This window comes from Candidatus Poribacteria bacterium (assembly GCA_009839745.1).
Classification (GTDB): Bacteria; Poribacteria; WGA-4E; order WGA-4E; family WGA-3G; genus WGA-3G.
The window spans coordinates 26,805-45,875 of the sequence record VXPE01000065.1 but is presented as its reverse complement, the minus strand read 5'-3'; the positions used below and the strand labels follow the sequence as shown (position 1 = coordinate 45,875).

Below are 19,071 nucleotides of genomic sequence, written 5' to 3'. Positions count from 1 at the left end.
ACCTGCTTTTCTGCTTTCAAACACCTTAATTCTTAAAATTGTCCAAACTTTAGTATCTCTAAGAGTTGCTAATTATGCAGGAGGCCCCGCAGGTAGGAGAAAGGAATAGAATGTCACCCAATTATAAAGGATACATAATTCCTCATCAATTTGATCGAAAATGAATTACGCATTATCATCAATCCGATCCATGAGATGGAATGGAATTCCCTCCGCTTTTGCCTTTCGGAATTGTGTGAGTCTGAGCCGTGTTAATTCATTCACTTTAATTTTCAATTGATCTTGTGCTTCAAGAAAAGCGTATTCTTCATCAAGTGGAAATATAAACTCTTGCTTTGCTGCTAAACCTCTCGTTTGGCTGTATGCCTGAAGAAAAGTGTGGCATTCTGCATCGGTTCTCGGTAACCCCAGTTCCAATTTGCGTATAAAATCCGCAACGACCTTAACTTGTGGCGTATCCCCGAGCTCTGCAATAAGTTGAGCGCGATAGCGTTTAGCCCATGCTTCAGGGTCCTCTTTTCTCAGTTTATCCAGCTCAAGTCCCCCAATTGGTTCTGGCTTCTTGGCATCTTCAAGGGCACGCCGATTGACTTCGTTCGGGAAGAGAAAATATTGTGCCTCAAAATATGCGATGAATGTCTCACGTGTTACCGTTTTTACGCCTAAGGGACTTAGCAGATGGAAATCTGCCCGAATGTGAACCTGCGGTATGTCCCCGAACTGTCTAATGAGTTGGGCACGTTCATATTCGGCATGTAAGATAGGATCCGTTGTCTCGTGCCAGTTTGGAGGAATATCTATGTTCCCTCTACTGAGCAAGAAACGGGTGTATGCAGCGCGTAAGACTGGGTCTTTTTCCGTCTCCCAGTTGAGAGGAATATGCATTTCCCGAGAGGTGAGTTGTTTATAGATGGATTTAACGCGTAATAAGATGGGTTCCGTTTCTTGGAGGCTGTCAACAGGTAAGTTGGGTGTTACGATTGAATTGAAGGGCTCCGTTGCTTCTGTTTCCTTATCTTCTATATCTCCACAGCCAAGAAAGAGACACAGACCGAGGCTGCATACGAAATAAAATCTCAAAATTCTGAGTAGAGGTAAGGTGAAGATATTTTTCATTTTTCACTCCTGAAAATGATTCGTACGCCTTCTGCTTTCTCCTTTCGCAAGGTTTCCAGTGTCCGTAATGTTGTTTCGCTCGGCCAGAGATGGTATTGTGCTTCAAGGAAGGTAATGTATTCCTCTGCATCTCTTATGGGAATTCCTTAACACCAAACCCATCCTCATACACAACTTTGGAGACGAAGACGCAAACATTTTCCTATAGACATCTCTTCTACTTATGATATACTATTTGCAGAAATCGAAAGTGTTTTGCTGTTTAAGGAGACTTGCATGAGTACAGAAAGAAAATGGGATGATTCAATTGTCCGCTATCCGGACCCCGCAATTGAGGCATTAGACCCCCGTTTCGGGAAATATACAATCGGGAATTCTGTCGTTGAACGGTTATGGACAGGCTCGCGTTGGGCGGAGGGACCTGCTTGGTTCGGCGATGGTGGGTATCTGCTCTGGAGCGATATTCCGAACAACCGGATTCTGAAATGGGAAGAATCCACTGGCGACGTGAGCGTCTATCGCAAACCCTCGAACTATACCAACGGACACACCCGCGATCGGCAGGGCAGGCTCATCAGTTGCGAACACGGGGCACGGCGCGTCACACGCACTGAATACGACGGGACAATTACCGTGCTGATGGATAGCTTTGACGGGAAACCGCTCAACGCACCGAATGATGTCGCTGTCCATCCCGATGGGCATGTCTGGTTTACCGATCCCGGATACGGTATTATGCTCAACTATGAAGGACATGTAGCCGAATTTGAGTTGCCGACCTGCGTGTATCGTCTCAATCCTGATACGGGAGAAGCAACCGTCGCGACGGATGAACTTGAAAAACCGAACGGTATCTGCTTTTCACCCGACTATGAAAAACTCTATCTCGTGGATACGGGGGTTACGCATAAAGAGGGAACCCCGCGGCATCTCTTCGTCTATGATGTCATAGATGGCGAGCGGTTAGGCAAACAAGAGGTGTTCTGTGATACATCGCCCGGTATTGCTGACGGTATTCGGTGTGATGTCGATGGAAACCTGTGGGCGAGTGCGGGATGGGTTGGTGATGGATACGATGGCGTGCATGTCTTCGCACCAGACGGAACACGTATCGGGCAAATTCATCTCCCAGAAATTTGTGCAAACCTCTGCTTCGGTGGGGTCAAGAGAAACAGATTGTTTATGATGGGGAGCCAGTCTCTCTACGCAGTTTATGTGGAGGCTCAGGGAGTTCCGTATTTTTAATCGGGATTACAAATCCCTCCTACAGGATGATGGAAGTAGACAATCTCGAACATATCAACTGTCCAATTTGTGAAGGGGATGAAACGGAAGAACTGTTTAGTAAGGACACCTTATCGGTGGTCGTCTGCAAGCGGTGTTTCTTGCGTTATGTCAACCCCAGAATCAATTGTGAGACGCTTGAAGACGGGTATATTGAGACCTACTATCCGCCGGATAAAGTAGCACGCATCCATACGGATAGCATGGAATGGTTACAGATGACGGAGCGTTTATCTGAGTTAGAGAAACACCGTCAGGATAAGGGGAGACTTTTGGATGTAGGATGCGGTATTGGGACGTTTCTGCATCTTGCACGCGAAGGAGGTTGGGAACCGCACGGTGTTGATCCCTCCAAGAGCGGTATTACTTTCGCGCAAGAGATACATCAATTAGATGTGCAGTGTGGGGAGGTCTTTGATGCGAACTTTCCAACTGCCTATTTCGACGCAATTACACTCTACCATGTATTGGAGCATATCCCGGCGTTAAATCCACTCCTCAGCGAGTTACGTCGGATTCTGAAGCCTCAGACAGGGACCCTTGTCATTGAAGTCCCGAACGGTGAAGGTTTGCAGAGTCGCCTTCAGAAAGCGGAGTGGCCCTATGTCCACCCGCGCGATCATCTCTACTATTTTTCCGCGCGTTCCTTACCGAAATTACTTCGGAAGCACGGCTTTCAGGACGTTACATTGGGGAAACCGAGACGCGTTAGCCCAACAGCAGGAATCGGTTTCGCACTTCGTCAAGCCGCGACTGCTGCCTTGGTTCGATTCCATTTAGGCACGGTGATCCGAGTGTATGCGAGTTAGGACGTGCGTTTCACAATTTGGGTGCTTGGTAAGAGAATGTTTGGATAACCTCGTTCATGAGCAGCCGTTGTGCGATCGTCTCAAGCACTTCCGCATTTAGCGTCCCAGTGAACCAATATTTGTTTCCCGTGCGAACGGCGGTAATGCCCGCAATCCCTAAGTCTGTGATGCCTTTGACGGTGCTATCACCGACTGCGTCCGTAACACCGGGCTTGAATTGGACTTCAAGGGTCCAGTCTGTGTCGGTATCATTTTCAGCGCCAAAGGCGTGAGCTTGTGTAATGGGATCAGCGAGGAGTTCAGTGCCGATTCGGTCAATCGTTTCTGCCTCGAGGGATCCTTCGAGCCAGTAGACTGTAGCTGTACGCACAGCATCGATGCCATTGATACCAAGATCGGTTATATCCTCAAGAATACCTTGTCCAACGGTATCGGGGACTTCAGGTTTATAGTAAACTTCAACTTTCCAGTTTTTCATGATTTTATCGTCGCTATTTCTGTGTAATGCTAAAGTAAAAATGAAGGTTTCGATGCCCGGTTTCGATTTTTCAAAGGACACCTAAAAATGCCAACTGAACAGATTTCTGATATAAATTCGCAAACAACGCCACTCAATATTCTGGTTTTCGGTGCACATCCCGATGATTGTGATATTAAAGCGGGAGGTATCGCTGCCTTATATGTCCAACGGGGGCATCGCGTTCAATTTGTCTCTGTTACGAACGGCGATGCGGGGCATCACGAAATGGGTGGCGGTCCTTTGGCGCAGCGGCGATATAGAGAAGCACAAGCCGCCGCTGAAGTCGTCGGTATTGAATATGCGTTATTGGACAATCACGATGGCGAACTCATGCCGACGTTAGAAAACCGATATAAGCTTATTCGCACGATTCGTGAATTCCAGCCAGATTTAATTATAACCCACCGACCCAACGATTATCACCCTGACCATCGGTATACGTCAACCTTGGTTCAAGACGCGGCATACATGGTGACTGTGCCGAACATCTGTGCCCTCACACCGCATTTGGAGAAAAACCCTGTTATCGCTTATTTGAGCGATGGTTTCATGAAACCCTATCCGTTCGCACCCGATGTCGTTGTTGGTATTGATGCTGTCGTTGAACAGAAGATTGATATGCTCCACTGTCACGTATCGCAGTTTTACGAGTGGCTGCCTTACAACAGTGGATCGTTAGATACCGTCCCTACGGGTGCCTCGGAACGGCGTGCTTGGCTCGCTGAACGCTTGCTAAATCGTTTTCGAGATGTTGCTGAAAAGCATCGAGATTTGCTAATAGCACTCTATGGTGAAGAAGTGGGAGCGCAAATCAAGTATGCTGAGGCATTTGAGGGATGCGAATACGGTTCCGCACTCACCCCAGAAAATATCCCCACCCTCTTTCCGTTTTTCAAGTAAGGAGTTTCATTTTAACGCTATGCCAACGGAACAAGCCAGTCCCAGAACGCTTTTTGTTATTGTCAGCGTTATTGGTCTTATCTTTGCGATTGTGATGGTTATTCTTTTTTTTAATGCTGCACCCGCCCGTTCTAATATCGAGGTGCATCGCGGTTCAGAGGAAGCGGTTGAGTGTCTGAAGTGTCACTTAAGAGGCGATGAAAAATCACCAACGATGCCGCATCTCAATCTCGGTCGGTGCAACCTCTGCCACGGGTTGTCTAACGAGGACCCGCAAGCACAAGATAGTAAGTGAAACAGGGCTACGACCTATCGGCGGGACTCAGGATGGCTTTGATTCCTATCCACGTAACTTTATCTTCTGCTTCACTGATGATGTCAAGACATTGAAACTGATGTGCTTCTAAAACCGACTTAACGTGCGCGAGTTCAGTCTCTAAAATCCCAGAAAAAATGACGATTCCATCGGGATAGAGCCGTTGTGCGCAGAACGGAATCATTGGGAGAATTGCCTTCGTTAAGATGTTACCAACGATGAGATGGTATCTGTTTGCGCTTCCTTTGAGTCCATCGCCTTGAGATAAACACACCTGCGATGCCACACGATTTGACTGAAAATTGGCTGCTGCAACGGGGAGAGCTGTCGAATCAATTTCAATCGCGTCAACGTGTGCCGCCCCTAACTTGATAGCAGCAATTGTTAAGATACCCGAACCCGTCCCGATGTCAGCAACGTGATGATGTGGATCGACGGTGCGTTCCAATAATTCGAGGGAAAGTCGTGTGGTGGGATGGTAACCTGTCCCGAATGCCATGCCCGGATCGAGTTGAATCAAGATTTCCGTTTTGTTGTCGGAGATCTCACTCCATGTCGGGGCAATGACGATCCTGTTGCCAACACGTTGTGGTGGGAAGGCGGCTTTCCATGCCTCTTCCCATTTCTCGGATTTGACATGTTTTAGATCAATCGTCGCTGGGTGTGGTTGGATACCCCATGTTGGCAGCTCCGTAAGGAAGTCGCGCAATTTCTGCGTCCGGGCATCAACTCGGTCATCTAAAGGGTAATGGGCAATGAGGTCTACCGTGGATGCCTTCTTCTCTTTGAACTCAACGCCGATTGCCTTTAATTCAAAGAGAAGGTTCGCAACGGCTTCTGATGCCTCTTGAGAGGTCGTTACCGTGATTCTTACCCAGTCCATATTTACCACGTTTCTACCTTATCCCCCAGCCCCTACGGACCGGTAGATTCTATTCGGGGTCTTCGTCATCATGTCTACCGAGCAGTTTATCCCAGAATCCGCCGTGTTCGCTCTGGTGGTCTTCTCCACGCAGTGTCGCAAATTCTTCTAACTTTCTTCGCTGTTCCGTGCTGAGATGCTTTGGTGTTTCGATCTCTACTCTCACGACCAGATCCCCTGAATAGGAGCGTCTGTAATGTGGCACCCCCTTGTTAGGAATACGGAGGTGTGAACCCCACTGTGTACCCGGCGGGATGTGCAATTCCTCTTTTCCATCGATACTATCAACTTCAATGTTCCCACCGAGGGTGGCTTGGACAAACGAGATTTTGGCGGATGTAATCAGGTCATTGCGATCCCGTTGAAAACGTTCGTGGGGTTCGACATTAATGACAACAAACAAATCACCCGGGGGTGCCCCGTTTATACCGATTTCGCCTTCACCGCGGAGTTGGTACTTGAAGCCTGTATCAACGCCTTTTTCAATATTTACCTTAAGCTCACGCGTGTTCCGGACAACGCCTCTTCCGTTGCAGGACTGACAAGGCTCTGTAATAATGGTGCCTTCTCCCCGGCATCTCGGACACGTTCGGGACATTGTGAAAAAACCTTGTGATTGACTGATTTGACCCCTGCCGTGACATTGCGGACACCGTGTAGGCCGTGTGCCTTTTTTCGCACCACTGCCTTCACAGGTAGGGCACGATTCAATTCGTGGCACTTGGATTGTGACTTCCTTGCCATGGATAACGTCTTCCAGTGTTACCTCAAGGTTGTATTGTAAACTGCGTCCGTGTTTGGGGGAACGCCGCGGATTACCGAATCCACTAAAGAGGTCGCCAAAAACATCACCGAAAACGTCGTCAAGGTTTATCCCAAGGTCTCCGAAGTCAGTTCCCATGCCCTCCAGTCCTGCGTGCCCGAACCTATCATAACGGGCCCGTTTCTCAGCGTCTTGCAGGACTTCATACGCCTCTGTGGCTTCCTTAAATTTATCTTCGGCGACTTTATCGCCCGGATTTTTGTCCGGATGGAATTGTATGGCGAGTTTGCGATACGCCTTTTTTATTCCGTCTGCATCGGCATCACGATTGACGTTCAGAATCTCATAATAGTCGCGTTTTTGCGTCATATATTGTCCTTCCTGTCGCTATTCGGTAGTATCAGTAGCATCTGTATCATCCGACACGTCGTCTGATGCGTCTTCTTCGGCGGGTCCCTGGGAGACGACAACTTGAGAGGCGCGTAGAACACGGGTATGCAACATGTAGCCACGCCGAAATTCTTCAATAATTTTTCCCTCTGGGACATCGTCCGATGCTGTGACCAAGAGTGCCTCGTGCTGATTTGGATCGAACATTTCACCAACTGCTTCAATGGAGGTTAGTCCGTGGATTCTGAGGGCATCTAAGAATTGTTTATGAACGAGTTGCACGCCTTCGTTGAAGGTCGTGAAGGCGTGCGACGCATCGCTCGTTTCGCCTTGTTCTGCTGTACTTTTGATCGCGGCTTCCAGACTGTCCAGGACCGGGATCATTCCTTCTAAAATTCCCTCATTGGCGAATTTGAGTTGCCGTTGATAATCCACTTGCAGGCGTTTTTTGGTATTCTCAGCTTCTGCTGCTGTGCGTAGAAGACGATCGCGTTCCGCTTTATATTCCTCATGGACCTGTTGGACAGCGGTTTCTACCTCTTTTTCGATTTCTGTGTGCAATAAGTCTTCGCGTTCTGCTTCGTATTGCTCGCGCACCCTTTGCACGATCGCTTCAACTTCTTCTTTGACTTCGGAGGTGAGGTTGGCAGCTGTTTTTTCTACAGGCGCGATGCGTTCTTCTATCTCCTTTTTTACTTCCGATTTGACTGTATCAAGTGCCGTCTCCGCGATTTCTCGCATTCGTTCGGCAATTGTTTTTTCTTTACCAGTGCTGGAAGTGCTATCAGTAGATGCTTCCGTTTCTGTCTCTTTTTCTGTTTCTATGTGTATTTCTTTCACTTCAGCCATAATGAAGTCCTTCTGTCCTTCTTGAGGTGTGCTTGGAAAGCACATTTGTTTGAGTCGTCCATTTTAGTCATGAACGGCGTTAGCAAATTCCCGCATCAGTTCGAGGGATCCGTTTTCTTCGAGAATGTTCCCTGTAACGATGAAATCCGCCCCTGCTTCTACCTTCTGTGCAGCAATTTCTGGTGTGCGGATGCCTCCACCGACGATGAGTGGGATGCTAATTTGATTTTTCACTGTTGTGATCATCGCTTCTGGAACGGAGTGTTCAGCACCACTCCCCGCCTCCAGATATACCATTTGCATACCGAGATACTGGGCAGCCAATGCGTGCGGTCCCGCAATATCGGGTTTATCGCGTGGGATGGGCATTGTGCCACTCATAAATTCAACTGCGGTTTTGTTGCCGCCTTCAATCAGCATATAGCCCGTTGGAATGGGGGTAAGCGCGTAACGTTGTATCCGCGGTGCCGCTTTGACCTGTTCGCCAATGAGATAGTTCGGATTGCGTCCACTTATGAGACTGATATACAGAATCGCATCGGCATGCGGAGTGAGGTGCATCGAATCGCCCGGAAATAACACCAGTGGGAGTTCTGTTTCCTGCTTAAGGGCTTTCGCGACGTGGTGCAAATCGCTCGTTAAAAAACTGCCACCGAGCAAAATCGCGTCTGCCCCCGCCGCCTCTATTTCGCTTGCAAGTTTAACGCATCTTCCAATTTCACACTGCTCCGGATCAATTAGAACGAAATAACCAGCATGGTGCTTTTTCAATACCTCGTGAAAGTAGTTAAGAACCCAATTCGATCTCAAATGCGATTTTCCTTCTTTGACTATGCTAAATATCGGTTTAAATGCTATGCCCTTTCTGATAGTGGGGACTTATAGCGCATCAGTTACCTTAAAAATTCTATCATATTTATGTCGATTTGTCAAATTCTGTGGTGTCGCGTGAGTTCATAGAGCAGAATACCTGCCGCGACACCTACATTCAGTGATGATTGCCCTGATGCCATGGGAATGCGAACTAATTGGGGGCAGCAGTCCCGGGCATCAGCAGAGAGCCCTGTATTCTCGTTACCTACGACGATAGCCGTGGGGCGTATAAATTCCATTTCATGCAGTTGGTTTGTGGCACTCGCTGTGGCTCCCAACACTTGCCAACCTGAGACACGGAGTGCATCAATCGCATCGCAGATGTCTCGTGTAAAAAATAAAGGCAAGCGACCGACTGCCCCTCGGGAAGCACGGATGCAGTTTTTATGAAAAGGACTCGCGCCGCTATCACTCAAGAGGACTCCGGATACGCCCGCTGCGTCGGCTGTCCGTAACGTCATTCCAAGATTGTCAGGATTTCCAATATTCTCTGCGATGAGCAATACACATCTTGGACTACAGTGAAAATTGAGACTTCCGGATGCCGAAAGGAAGTTCGGATAGCTGAGATGAACCGAAGCGATTATGGATGGCACGGGCCGTGTTGTCGTAATTGAACCCATCATGCCATCATTGACCTGATAAACAGATAGGTTTTCTGATGCTGCCCGCGTGAGCAAAACTTTCCCTTCGGGGGTTGCCACAAATCCGGTCGTATAGAGAATCGTTTTAATTGGGAGTCCATCTGTGACGGCTCTTTCTACTATCAGAGGACCTTCGACAATAAATTCGGAGTGTTCAAGTTTCCCCCGCAAAGAGGCCAATTTGTGAATGTGCGATACGACTGTATCCTTCCGTTTTGTGACGGTTCGTTGTTCCGCACTGGTGCTGCTGCCGCGTTTGATACCCCGATAATAGGAACCTGTATCAGTCTGAATTACGTCGCCTTCTACAACATCGTGGATTCTGTTTTCTATCCATTTTTCGTTGATATGAAACAGCCCTGTATAGCGTCTCGGAAAGGCGAGGAGGAGTTCTCTCAAACTTCGTTCCGTTGTCGTTGTGAGATGAACTCGGTAGCCATTGTCAAACGTGTCCTCCGGTTCTAACAACATAACCCCGTCAAGCCGCTGCCAACCTGTGACAAATACCTGATATGCGGGGGACCATGTATCCGTTTTACAGAAGGTATGATACGCTTGCTTAAAACGGGAAACGGCATCTGCCGCTGAGCTCTCCTTCTCTAAGAAAACGATGACCTTGTCGTAGTTTATCATAAAAACGTTCCGAGATAGATCGCGCCGAGTCCGACGAATATATCCCATTTCATCCAACGTTGAATGGATGCACAACTCTCTTTGGAAGCATCTTGACACAGACGAATTGCCAAACCGATGAGTACCACATCAACACCGATGAAAACGACAATCAAGTAGTGCCATGAATACCAACCGAATACATAAGGGAGGGGGCTAAACAAAATAACAGATGCCATGAAACCGATGGCTGCCCAGACTGCGATCCGTGGGTTAAGGGTCGCAAGCGTTTTCGCGTTATTTTTCTCGTCCCCTTCCGTATCCTCAAGGTCTTTGACGATTTCCCGCGCCGTTGTGAACAAAAAGGCAAAGATTGCTGGAATGAGTGTGCCTTGCACCGAATCTATCGCTACACCGCCAGCAATGAAGGTTAAACCCGTTAATCCACTGACGACTAAATTGCCGACAAAAGGGGTGCGTTTCAACCAAAAAGCATAACTTGCAAGGGCGACCGACACGAGGATAGCAATGGCTGTCGAATTTCTGTTGATACGGGTTCCCAGATAGATGCCGATTGCCGTAAGGATGATTGCAAAAATTAGGGCATTGGAACGCCGAATGCGTCCAGAAGGGAGCGGTCGCCGTGGGCGATTGATTCGGTCGATGTCGTAATCACAGTAATCGTTAATGGCGTTTCCGGCAGAGATCACAACAAGCGCAGCAACGGAAACCAACAGCAGTCGGATATCGACGAGGTGTTCCACGTTACCTTGGCTGGCAAACATTCCACCGAGCCATGCAGAGATGAAGGCGATGATTCCGTTAAGTGGACGCGCCAACTCAACATACGCGATCAATGTCTTCATTTTTTCTGATCGTGAGCATTGAAGGATAATCTGTTAGGGATAACGGATACCGAGATGCGTTCCATACTGCCAGCACACCGACTATAGTGTTGCTTGAAAGAGAGGAGATACAGTGGAAAAAGAAGGTTCGCATAGAAACCGAAAAAAATTGAAGTCTCTGTTTTCGGTGATCTGCCTACGATTTATCCTCCAGTTCTTGAAGCTTCGCTTCCAGTTCCGCAACCCGTTTTTGGAGTTTCGTGAATTCGGGGAGCAGTTCTGGCAATTTCCGAGTCGCCGCGTGAATCCGGAGTTCCTGTTTGTGAGGACGTGCGGGGAATCCAGACAGATGACTGCCAGCGGGCATGTCCTTTGTAACTGCGGATTTGGCATAAACGACACTGTCTGCGCCGAGTGTCAGATGTCCTGCTGCGCCGCCATGCCCAGCGATATTTACGCGGTCCCCGATCGTCGTGCTGCCAGCGATACCCACTTGCGCGGCGAGACAACAATCTTCTCCGATAACAACATTGTGTGCGATTTGGACGAGATTATCCAATTTGGTGCCGCGTTTGATAAGTGTTTCGGAGAGGGTTGCTCTATCAATGGTAGTATTCGCTCCAATTTCAACATCGTCTTCAATGACTACAGTTCCGATTTGAGGGATTTTGTGGTGTCGGTTGCTAACGGGCGCGAATCCGAAACCGTCGCTGCCAATCACCGCGCCGCAGTGGATGATCACTCGGTCGCCGATAATTATTTCTTCTCGAATACTGACATGTGGATAAATTAGACCATCGGAGCCGATTTTGGTGCCTTCACCAATGTGAACAAACGGCTGAATAACGGTATCATCTCCAATTTCAACGTTGTCTGCGATATAGGCAAACGCTTGGATAGAAACGCGCTCACCGAGTTTAACGTTTTTTCCTAAAATTGCGGTTTCATGGACCCCGGGAAGTGCGCGTTCGTTTTTGTCCCACGCGAACATTTCTATAACTTTGACGAAAGCCCAGTAGGGATTCTCAACACAGATGGTAGGCTTACCGTTACCGTTGACACCGCGACCAATAATAATGGCGCCTGCTTGTGTTGTCGCTATGGCAGCGAGGTATTTCGGGTTAGCAACGAAGGTAATCTGACTTGGGAGTGCCTCTTTGATTCCAGAAACGCCTGTAATTTCAATATCACCGTCCCCAGAAAGATCGCCATCCAAGCGTTCACAAATTTCCTTGAGTTTCATACACATTTAACCGTGTTCCTTTCCCCATTGATGTGAATGGTTATTCAGGGGTACACCCCCCTCCCACAACTGGAGTTTAGGCAGTGTCGCGTTATTCGGAGCCTTCGTTCATCAAGCCGATTAACTGTTGTGTCAAATCGTAATCCTTTTTCACATAAAGGGTGATGAGTCGTTTTTCGAGGATGATGTCGAAATCTTCGGACTCACCGACTTTGATAATCAGTTCTTGAAGGCTGTTGTAAATCGGCTCCATCAACTCTTGCTCTTTTTCAAGCAATGCCTGCTGACCGATTTGGACCTCACGTTGGTATTCCTGCTGTTTGAGGCGAATTTCGTTATCCAAATCCGCGGTCTGTGCTCTTTCGACGAAGAGTTCAGTTTTCGCCTTCTTTTCTTGTAGCGTTCTGATCTCGTCTTCTAACTGCTGCAATTTCGTTTTCAGGCGTTCGCTTGCCGCTTGGAGCAGTTCGGTGGCATCCGTCGCTTTTTGGGATCCTTCTAAAACTTCTTGTGTGTTTACGACACCGATTTTGAAAGATTCCTGTCCAATGCTGCCCGAACTGAGGCAGAAAACTGTAAGACCGATAATTAAGAGTGTTAAGTGTGCTGGGTAAGCACCCAACCGAAATGGTTTCATAAAATTATTCCTTCCAATGTTTAAATCAAAGACGTAGCCTGCAACAACGGTGCAGGGTTTTTGCTTGGGCGTTTCTTCAGGTTTGAGAAAAGCACGTGATAGATAGGACGCACGGTGTTCCGCCGCAAGGTAAAATTAAAATCCCGGACCAACCGTGAAGTGGAATTTGCCAGCAGGTTCGCCGCTAATGCGATCCAAGCCATACCCCCAACCTAACCGAACTAACATGCCAAGCATGGTGAACCGCGCCTCAAGACCGAGACCTCGTTTCATATTGATTTCGCTGAAGACGTTTGTAGTGCTTTCATCCCACACCTGTCCTATATCAAGAAACAGTGCTGCCGTGAGCTGCTGAGAAATTGGAACACGATACTCAAAGTTTGCGAAGAATACCTTATCACCCCCGTAAGGATTGATAAAGCCCGTTTCATCTGGATCAGGATAGATTTCCCAATCATCGTAGCCACGGATACTATCTACACCCCCGAGGAAGAACCTTTCGTAGAATAGGAAATAAGCATCGGTGCTTTCACTTCGCATGAGACCTGCGCGAGCATGCACGGCGATAACGTGGTTCCACCATCCACTGTAGAACAAGCTCGAGTCCGCATAATATTTCTGGAATTTGTTGTCCGCTCCAAGAATACCGCCTGAGTATTCATAGGAGAGTGTATTAAATGAACCGGCTGTTGGGTCAAACAGAGAAGTTCGATAATCGCGGGTATCTCGTCCAACGGAAAACAGGATACTCCGTGTGGAGCGATTGTATAACTCTCGATCGGGGTTATGTGATTCTACGTGTTCATTCCGAAAACGGACGGACAAATCAATGTCGTGGGCAATGGGTCTGCCGAGGGTGAGTGAGGCCCCGCGTCTCGCCCAAATGTACCGGTCGTATAGACCGTATGGGGAGTTACTTCCCAGACTACGACGGTTGTAGAGAGCGCCGATCGTTCCATAGTAACGACGAAAGCGTCGATTGTCGTAAAGTCTGGCGTTAAGCCGAGTGGGGGTACCCAAAATCCACGGGGTTCCAAAACTGAGTTCAGCGGTATGGTGATCTCTTGTGCCTAACTCGCCTTTTAGATGCACCCGATACGCGCGTCCGCGAAAGTTGTTCTGTCCAACCTCCGCAACACCGAAGATACCGCCTTCGCTGCCGTATCCACCGCCGAGACTTAACATCCCTGTTCGTGGCGTTTCCGCGATATTGACTCTTAACTCCTTTCGTTTCTCTTCAGAGGTATCACTTGGGACAAAGTCAACGGCACGAATGAAGGAACCCATCTGGAATAGACGTTGCCGTGCTTTGCGCAGGGCTTTGACATCTAATAACTCATCAGCCTTGATGTCCAAGAAATCCAACTCACGTTTAACGACGTGTTCCTGTGTTTTTTCTAATCCAGTAATGATGACCTTGTCAATAACGATGACATCTCCTTCGTTGATCTTCAAGGTAATGTCAACCACGCCTTCCGTTTCATTGAACGTAGGCGTCGGCATCACTTCTGAAAGGAGGTAGCCTTTGTCGAGATAAGCCTGCTGTAAATTTGCGATGGATTCGTCAAAAGCCGCGCGGTTAAAAACCTCGCCTTCCGCAGGGTCGAGCATCCCACGTATCTTCTTTTCAGAAAAGAGTTCCTTAGCACCGGCTTCCACCTCAAGGGTATATGTTCCAATAATGAATTCGGGACCTTCATCAACAGTAATGTCAAGCATTAAGCCGGTTTTGTCTTCTGTGAACCGTTTTTCGTAGCCGATGATCTTCACTTGTGCGAAGCCGCGGTCCTGATAGTAATTTCGGAGGTTCAGGGATAAGTCTTCTTCCTCAAACAGCATCTGATCGAAGTGTTTACCGGTGCGGGTTTTGAGTTTTTTCCGGAGTGTATTCTCCGAGACTTGTGTGCTTCCAATGAAGTTGATTTCCTCAATTCGCACTCTCGGTCCTTCGTTTATCTCAAACGTGACTTGGACAGTATTCGCCTCTTCATCCCGATCGCCAAGGTGGGTTTGAACGCCGACAAGATAGTATCCTTTTTCGTGGTAAAGTTTCTGTAAAGCGCGTTCGCTTTCCCACCGGCGCCGATCACTATAAATTTCTGAGGGGCGGAGTGTAATTTCATCCTTAAGTTTGCCGGTACTCAAATTTTCGTTTCCAATAATGTTAATTCCAGAAATTTTAGGACTTTCGACGACCTTGTAAGTGACTTCCAATCCACCCTCTTCAACGGGTGTTACATCTACTGTGAGTTCAGAGAAGAAGCCTGTGTCTTTAAAGAGGCTTTTCAGGTCCTGTGTGAGGAGTTCTTCAGAGATTTCCTGCCCAATCTGTGTCTGAATAAGGGTGCGCAGCATATCTTCGGAAGTGGTTTTCACGCCTGAAAAAGAGACTTTCTTGACGAGAAGCATCGAATCACCAGTTACTTCGGTCGTAGTGGTTGTATCTGTTGTTTCTGTATCAGATTCAGTTTCCACCTGCTGTTCGGTGGTAGTGGCTGCTTGGGGACCAAATACGGGTTTTTCCGTTTCTTCTGCAAACGCTGTGATTGCTGCGAGTCCGATGAATAGACTTATGAGAATAAGAACGTTTTTGGGTGCATTCATGATCAATCTCCTCCTATGTGCTGTAGGCGTTTCCATGCGCGTGTCGGCACGATTTATGCGACTGTCATACGTCAGTGGTATAGATTGGGGTGCCGCAGCTATGCGCAAACTGCCGAAATGCTGCAATGAGCTTTTCTGTCACTTTTCCGGGTTGCCCGTTCCCGATGACGCGTCGATCTATTTTCACAACAGGTATGACCTCGGCGGCTGTGCCGGTGAGAAAACATTCATCTGCAATGTAAAGATCATGTCGTGTAAAAACCCGCTCTTCGACACGCATGCCAGCGTCGCGTGCCAGATCGATAACGCTATTCCGGGTTACACCTTCCAAAATTCCCATGTGAACAGGCGGCGTGACAAGTACCTCATTCTTTAGCCAGAAAATATTGTCGCCACTACATTCAGCAACGTAACCGTCTGCGTTAAGCATCAGGACCTCTACTGCTCCGGACTGTTTGCCCTCGATTTTGGCTAAGATATTGTTTAGATAGTTCAACGACTTAATGCGCGGGTTGATGGCTTCTGGATAATTCTTTCGGACAGAGGCGGTTACAATTTCTAACCCCTCTTCATAGAATTTTTGTGGGTAGAGGGCGATTTTATCTGCAATAATAATGATGCTCGGCTGTGGACATTTATCCGGGTCGAGTCCGAGATCTCCTACGCCGCGAGTTATAACCAATCGAATATAGGCTTCACTGAGGTGGTTTCGACGGAGTGTTTCCAGAACCGTTTCCTTCATCGTTTCAATGGGCATGGGGATCTGTAACATGATTGATTTGGCAGAATCGTAAAGCCGCTCAAGGTGTTCATCGAGTTTAAAGACTCTGCCGTTATAGGAACGGATACCTTCAAAAACACCGTCACCATAGAGCAAACCGTGATCGAACACCGAAACCTTGGCTTCTGCTTTTGGTAAAAATTCTCCGTCGATATAAATCAACATTTTCTAAAAAACCTTTCCGTCAACGAGTTGGATAACTCGATCTACTTTTTGAGCGAGTTCTTGATTGTGTGTTACGATAACAAAGGTCTGTCCAGACTTAGCGTTCAAATCCCAGAGCAGTTCTAAGACCGCTTCGCTACTCCGCCGATCAAGGTTGCCAGTGGGTTCATCAGCGAATACAATCTTCGGTTGATTGATCAATGCGCGTGCGATTGCGACGCGTTGCCTTTCACCACCAGACAATTGGCTCGGATAGTGTGAAAGTCTTTCGGAGAGTCCAACATAATCGAGTAATGCTTCAGCCTCTTTATATACGCTTTTATTGTGTGATGATGTAATTAATGCCGCCAACGCGACATTTTCAAGTGCCGTAAATTCCGGTAATAAGTGATGAAATTGAAATACAAACCCAATTTCTTTGTTCCGAAACCGAGCAAGTTCTGTATCGGAGCGTGTGAATACGTCTTGTTCGTCGTATAGAACGTTTCCTGTAGTGGGTCTGTCAAGTGTTCCAAGGATGTGAAGCAGCGTGCTTTTCCCAACACCTGATGCTCCGACGATCCCGAGTAATTCTGACATATATATTTCAAGGTTGATGCCTTGAAGAACCGGAAGTTCTGATTCTCCATCATAGTAGGACTTGTGTAAATCTACGATGCGGATAAGGGGTTCTACATTGCTATTCATGTTGTAAGGCTTCAACCGGTTTTAAGTTTGCCGCTTGCCATGCCGGATAGAGTGTTGCAAGCCAACAGATTAAAAATGAAAGTATATTGATGAAAACAACGAAAAACCAATTCACCTGTATCGGTAGTTGATTCATCTGATAGACTTGACTCAGTCCGAGATCCGCCAGCGAAATGGGTGTGACAGCACAGTAGAGCGCGAACCCGATCGCCGCAAGCCATAAAAAACTAATTGCGAACATCCATCCCTTACGGCGTGGTATTAGGTGCCTCAGCGCAATTAGTACTTGTAGGAAAATTGGGACAACGAGTACAACGGCATACCAGTAAGAGGGACGGTCTGCGTTATAACTCAAAAGCCAGCAAAGAACAAGTCCCAAAACCGTGCCGAATAACGTTCCAAGCATCCCAATGACACTCCCTTGTATCATAAAAAGTCTCATAACGTTTCCGCGTGACGCACCGAGTGTTCGCAGGGTCCCAACATCTTTCGTCTTTTCCATGACGGTCATGATGAGTGTGCTTGCGATATTGAAGGATGCGACCAAGATGATAAGTGCTTCAATAATGACAGTTGCTATTTTCTCCAACCGAAGTGCTGAGAAAAGGGGTGCCTGCATCTCCATCCACGTTCTGGCGTCCGGCATTCCTTCTAAGACCGAGAACTGAACCTTATCCTCAATCTGTCTGGCGATCCGAGGTGCTAATTCCGCATCGGTTAACCGAACGAAGATCGTGTTTACTCTATTCTTTTTGTTATACATCTTTTGAGCGGCTGCCAGATCAATAAACCCGAAGTTGTTGTCATAAACCGCCAATTCAGACTCATAGAATCCAACCACAACGAAGTTCGCCAAGTCCGGTATGAGCATCGACTCGTTTACAGGATGTTTTGCCAGGTTCACGATAAGGCGTAGCACGTCACCTTTAATGACCCCGAGACGAGCGGCTAAACGTCCTCCGAGCACAATCCCACCTGTGATGGTTTCATCTCTAATAAGTCGGGCACTCTCAATATACGGCGAGTTTTGTAACTCGGTGGAGCCGTCCACGAATTTTGAGAAGTCGGTGACTCGGTCTTCCTGAACAGGATCAATGCCTTTGATGTAAATTACGTCTTGAATGGCATTGCTGCGTTCCTGAAAAACAGCACTTTGTGACAAAACGACTGGTGATACCGCGACGACTTCATCGATTGTCTCAATTTGGGAAATGCGTTTTTGGTAATCCCCAAAGAAACTAGTATCGTGCAACCGCAAGACAACGTGCGCCTCATTTGCGAGGAATCTATCCTTGAGTCCCTGTTCAACCCCATCTAATATCGCACTTACGAGTATTACTGTTGCGACCCCGAGTGCCACCCCTCCAATGGAAATAATACTGATAATTGAAATAAAGGACTGTTTGCGCCGTGAGCGTAGATAGCGGGAGGCGATGAACCATTCAAATCTCATTTTTTAAGCTATTTCTCCTGAGCTGCTGCGTCCGTTGTCCTTGCAGTTTTCCGATGGGTAAGAAACTTTTGATAACCTCACAACGGTTCTTTAACAGCTTTAGCATCGAAGTCCGCCTTTAGCATCCCGTATCCCATTGAATCCTCAAAATTTCCCCATTTTTTTGTATGTTGTCGGCGATAGCCTTCGTAGCGCATTCCGACTTTTTCCAACACTCGCCCAGAGGCGGGATTTCGTGTGAAGTGGTAAGCATAAATTCGATTCAACTTCAACACTTTAAAACCATACGCCACAACAGCCTTTGCTGCTTCTGTGGCATACCCGCAGTTCCAGTACGATTTCCCAATCCAATAACCGAGTTCACCCCTCTCGTTTTCTTGATCGAGTCTCAGTGCTATCCCACCGATTAAGTTTTTGTCTGTTCTCAGCGTAATTGCGAAATTGAGTGCTTCGTCTTTTTGAAACTTTTCGTAACAGGAACGAATCCATTTCTCCGCCATACCATTTTCATAGGGATGCGGCAGGGTCGCTAACGTTGCGGCTATGTCACGATCACCAGCCAGGCGTTGCACATCGGTGGCATCTCCAAGGGTCAGTGAACGAAGTAGCAGCCTTTCCGTAAGAAGGGGTGGTGCGGTCCTCATTTCTCTACGAACTC

At 47.7% G+C, this 19,071-nt stretch carries 19 protein-coding genes; 4 read left to right on the top strand and 15 right to left on the bottom strand.

Annotated elements, in window-relative coordinates; genetic code table 11:
• Window positions 1–165: 165 nt before the first annotated feature.
• Window positions 166–1,116: a hypothetical protein gene (locus F4X88_10755; GenBank protein MYA56766.1), complete on the bottom strand. Its 951-nt coding sequence runs from the start codon at window positions 1,114–1,116 to the stop codon at window positions 166–168.
• Window positions 1,117–1,392: 276 nt separating this feature from the next.
• Here F4X88_10755 and F4X88_10750 point away from each other — a divergent pair, with 276 nt between their 5' ends.
• Both F4X88_10750 and F4X88_10745 read left to right on the top strand, forming a co-directional pair.
• Window positions 1,393–2,361 (top strand): SMP-30/gluconolactonase/LRE family protein, encoded by a 969-nt coding sequence (locus F4X88_10750; GenBank protein ID MYA56765.1) that lies wholly within the window; start codon window positions 1,393–1,395, stop codon window positions 2,359–2,361.
• Between the two features lie 26 nt (window positions 2,362–2,387).
• Complete coding sequence (locus tag F4X88_10745) at window positions 2,388–3,209, top strand: class I SAM-dependent methyltransferase (protein ID MYA56764.1); 822 nt, start codon at window positions 2,388–2,390, stop codon at window positions 3,207–3,209.
• Between the two features lie 10 nt (window positions 3,210–3,219).
• Here F4X88_10745 and F4X88_10740 read toward each other — a convergent pair whose 3' ends face one another.
• A complete protein-coding gene (locus F4X88_10740) occupies window positions 3,220–3,687 on the bottom strand; it encodes a hypothetical protein (GenBank protein ID MYA56763.1) in 468 nt (155 codons plus the stop codon).
• Window positions 3,688–3,798: 111 nt separating this feature from the next.
• Here F4X88_10740 and F4X88_10735 point away from each other — a divergent pair, with 111 nt between their 5' ends.
• Window positions 3,799–4,629, top strand: a complete 831-nt coding sequence (locus F4X88_10735; protein MYA56762.1) for a PIG-L family deacetylase — start codon at window positions 3,799–3,801, stop codon at window positions 4,627–4,629.
• A 19-nt stretch (window positions 4,630–4,648) separates the two neighbouring features.
• Window positions 4,649–4,924 carry a hypothetical protein gene (locus F4X88_10730; GenBank protein ID MYA56761.1) on the top strand — a complete coding sequence of 92 codons (276 nt, stop codon included), beginning with the start codon at window positions 4,649–4,651 and terminating at the stop codon, window positions 4,922–4,924.
• A gap of 7 nt (window positions 4,925–4,931) precedes the next feature.
• Here the strand turns inward: F4X88_10730 and prmA are convergent, their stop codons facing one another.
• The 13 genes from prmA to F4X88_10665 all read right to left on the bottom strand — a co-directional run bounded on the left by prmA (window position 4,932) and on the right by F4X88_10665 (window position 19,057).
• On the bottom strand, window positions 4,932–5,828 hold the full coding sequence (gene prmA / locus F4X88_10725; GenBank protein ID MYA56760.1) for a 50S ribosomal protein L11 methyltransferase: 897 nt from the start codon (window positions 5,826–5,828) through the stop codon (window positions 4,932–4,934).
• 49 nt (window positions 5,829–5,877) lie between these two features.
• Window positions 5,878–6,999, bottom strand: coding sequence for a molecular chaperone DnaJ (dnaJ, locus tag F4X88_10720; protein MYA56759.1), 1,122 nt, complete (start codon window positions 6,997–6,999; stop codon window positions 5,878–5,880).
• An 18-nt stretch (window positions 7,000–7,017) separates the two neighbouring features.
• A complete protein-coding gene (gene grpE, locus F4X88_10715; protein ID MYA56758.1) occupies window positions 7,018–7,914 on the bottom strand; it encodes a nucleotide exchange factor GrpE in 897 nt (298 codons plus the stop codon).
• A gap of 18 nt (window positions 7,915–7,932) precedes the next feature.
• Window positions 7,933–8,679 carry a geranylgeranylglyceryl/heptaprenylglyceryl phosphate synthase gene (locus F4X88_10710; protein ID MYA56757.1) on the bottom strand — a complete coding sequence of 249 codons (747 nt, stop codon included), beginning with the start codon at window positions 8,677–8,679 and terminating at the stop codon, window positions 7,933–7,935.
• Between the two features lie 119 nt (window positions 8,680–8,798).
• Window positions 8,799–10,067, bottom strand: coding sequence for an RNA methyltransferase (locus F4X88_10705; protein ID MYA56756.1), 1,269 nt, complete (start codon window positions 10,065–10,067; stop codon window positions 8,799–8,801).
• Window positions 10,016–10,864 (bottom strand): hypothetical protein, encoded by an 849-nt coding sequence (locus F4X88_10700; protein ID MYA56755.1) that lies wholly within the window; start codon window positions 10,862–10,864, stop codon window positions 10,016–10,018. The genes F4X88_10705 and F4X88_10700 overlap by 52 nt, the downstream gene beginning before the upstream one ends.
• A 175-nt stretch (window positions 10,865–11,039) precedes the next feature.
• Entirely contained in the window at window positions 11,040–12,092 is a 1,053-nt protein-coding gene (lpxD, locus tag F4X88_10695) for a UDP-3-O-(3-hydroxymyristoyl)glucosamine N-acyltransferase (protein ID MYA56754.1), read from the bottom strand.
• Window positions 12,093–12,177: 85 nt separating this feature from the next.
• Entirely contained in the window at window positions 12,178–12,723 is a 546-nt protein-coding gene (locus F4X88_10690; protein ID MYA56753.1) for an OmpH family outer membrane protein, read from the bottom strand.
• A gap of 135 nt (window positions 12,724–12,858) precedes the next feature.
• The gene (gene bamA / locus F4X88_10685) at window positions 12,859–15,363 is read right to left on the bottom strand and encodes an outer membrane protein assembly factor BamA (protein ID MYA56752.1); all 2,505 of its coding nucleotides are present in this window, start codon (window positions 15,361–15,363) and stop codon (window positions 12,859–12,861) included.
• Between the two features lie 28 nt (window positions 15,364–15,391).
• Window positions 15,392–16,273 (bottom strand): branched-chain-amino-acid transaminase, encoded by an 882-nt coding sequence (gene ilvE, locus F4X88_10680; protein ID MYA56751.1) that lies wholly within the window; start codon window positions 16,271–16,273, stop codon window positions 15,392–15,394.
• Between the two features lie 3 nt (window positions 16,274–16,276).
• Window positions 16,277–16,960, bottom strand: a complete 684-nt coding sequence (locus F4X88_10675) for an ABC transporter ATP-binding protein (GenBank protein MYA56750.1) — start codon at window positions 16,958–16,960, stop codon at window positions 16,277–16,279.
• A complete protein-coding gene (locus F4X88_10670; GenBank protein MYA56749.1) occupies window positions 16,953–18,413 on the bottom strand; it encodes an ABC transporter permease in 1,461 nt (486 codons plus the stop codon). The genes F4X88_10675 and F4X88_10670 overlap by 8 nt, the downstream gene beginning before the upstream one ends.
• 77 nt (window positions 18,414–18,490) lie before the next feature.
• Entirely contained in the window at window positions 18,491–19,057 is a 567-nt protein-coding gene (locus F4X88_10665; protein MYA56748.1) for a GNAT family N-acetyltransferase, read from the bottom strand.
• Between the last annotated feature and the right edge of the window lie 14 nt (window positions 19,058–19,071).

What these genes read in the sequence shown, in the direction of transcription:
- F4X88_10755 (MYA56766.1), bottom strand. Translation starts at nt 1,116, where the DNA reads ATGAAAAATATCTTCACCTTACCTCTACTCAGAATTTTGAGATTTTAT.
- F4X88_10750 (MYA56765.1), top strand. Translation starts at nt 1,393, where the DNA reads ATGAGTACAGAAAGAAAATGGGATGATTCAATTGTCCGCTATCCGGAC.
- F4X88_10745 (MYA56764.1), top strand. Translation starts at nt 2,388, where the DNA reads ATGATGGAAGTAGACAATCTCGAACATATCAACTGTCCAATTTGTGAA.
- F4X88_10740 (MYA56763.1), bottom strand. Translation starts at nt 3,687, where the DNA reads ATGAAAAACTGGAAAGTTGAAGTTTACTATAAACCTGAAGTCCCCGAT.
- F4X88_10730 (MYA56761.1), top strand. Translation starts at nt 4,649, where the DNA reads ATGCCAACGGAACAAGCCAGTCCCAGAACGCTTTTTGTTATTGTCAGC.
- prmA (MYA56760.1), bottom strand. Translation starts at nt 5,828, where the DNA reads ATGGACTGGGTAAGAATCACGGTAACGACCTCTCAAGAGGCATCAGAA.
- dnaJ (MYA56759.1), bottom strand. Translation starts at nt 6,999, where the DNA reads ATGACGCAAAAACGCGACTATTATGAGATTCTGAACGTCAATCGTGAT.
- grpE (MYA56758.1), bottom strand. Translation starts at nt 7,914, where the DNA reads ATGTGCTTTCCAAGCACACCTCAAGAAGGACAGAAGGACTTCATTATG.
- F4X88_10705 (MYA56756.1), bottom strand. Translation starts at nt 10,067, where the DNA reads ATGGGATATATTCGTCGGACTCGGCGCGATCTATCTCGGAACGTTTTT.
- F4X88_10700 (MYA56755.1), bottom strand. Translation starts at nt 10,864, where the DNA reads ATGAAGACATTGATCGCGTATGTTGAGTTGGCGCGTCCACTTAACGGA.
- lpxD (MYA56754.1), bottom strand. Translation starts at nt 12,092, where the DNA reads ATGTGTATGAAACTCAAGGAAATTTGTGAACGCTTGGATGGCGATCTT.
- F4X88_10690 (MYA56753.1), bottom strand. Translation starts at nt 12,723, where the DNA reads ATGAAACCATTTCGGTTGGGTGCTTACCCAGCACACTTAACACTCTTA.
- bamA (MYA56752.1), bottom strand. Translation starts at nt 15,363, where the DNA reads ATGGAAACGCCTACAGCACATAGGAGGAGATTGATCATGAATGCACCC.
- ilvE (MYA56751.1), bottom strand. Translation starts at nt 16,273, where the DNA reads ATGTTGATTTATATCGACGGAGAATTTTTACCAAAAGCAGAAGCCAAG.
- F4X88_10675 (MYA56750.1), bottom strand. Translation starts at nt 16,960, where the DNA reads ATGAATAGCAATGTAGAACCCCTTATCCGCATCGTAGATTTACACAAG.
- F4X88_10670 (MYA56749.1), bottom strand. Translation starts at nt 18,413, where the DNA reads ATGAGATTTGAATGGTTCATCGCCTCCCGCTATCTACGCTCACGGCGC.
- F4X88_10665 (MYA56748.1), bottom strand. Translation starts at nt 19,057, where the DNA reads ATGAGGACCGCACCACCCCTTCTTACGGAAAGGCTGCTACTTCGTTCA.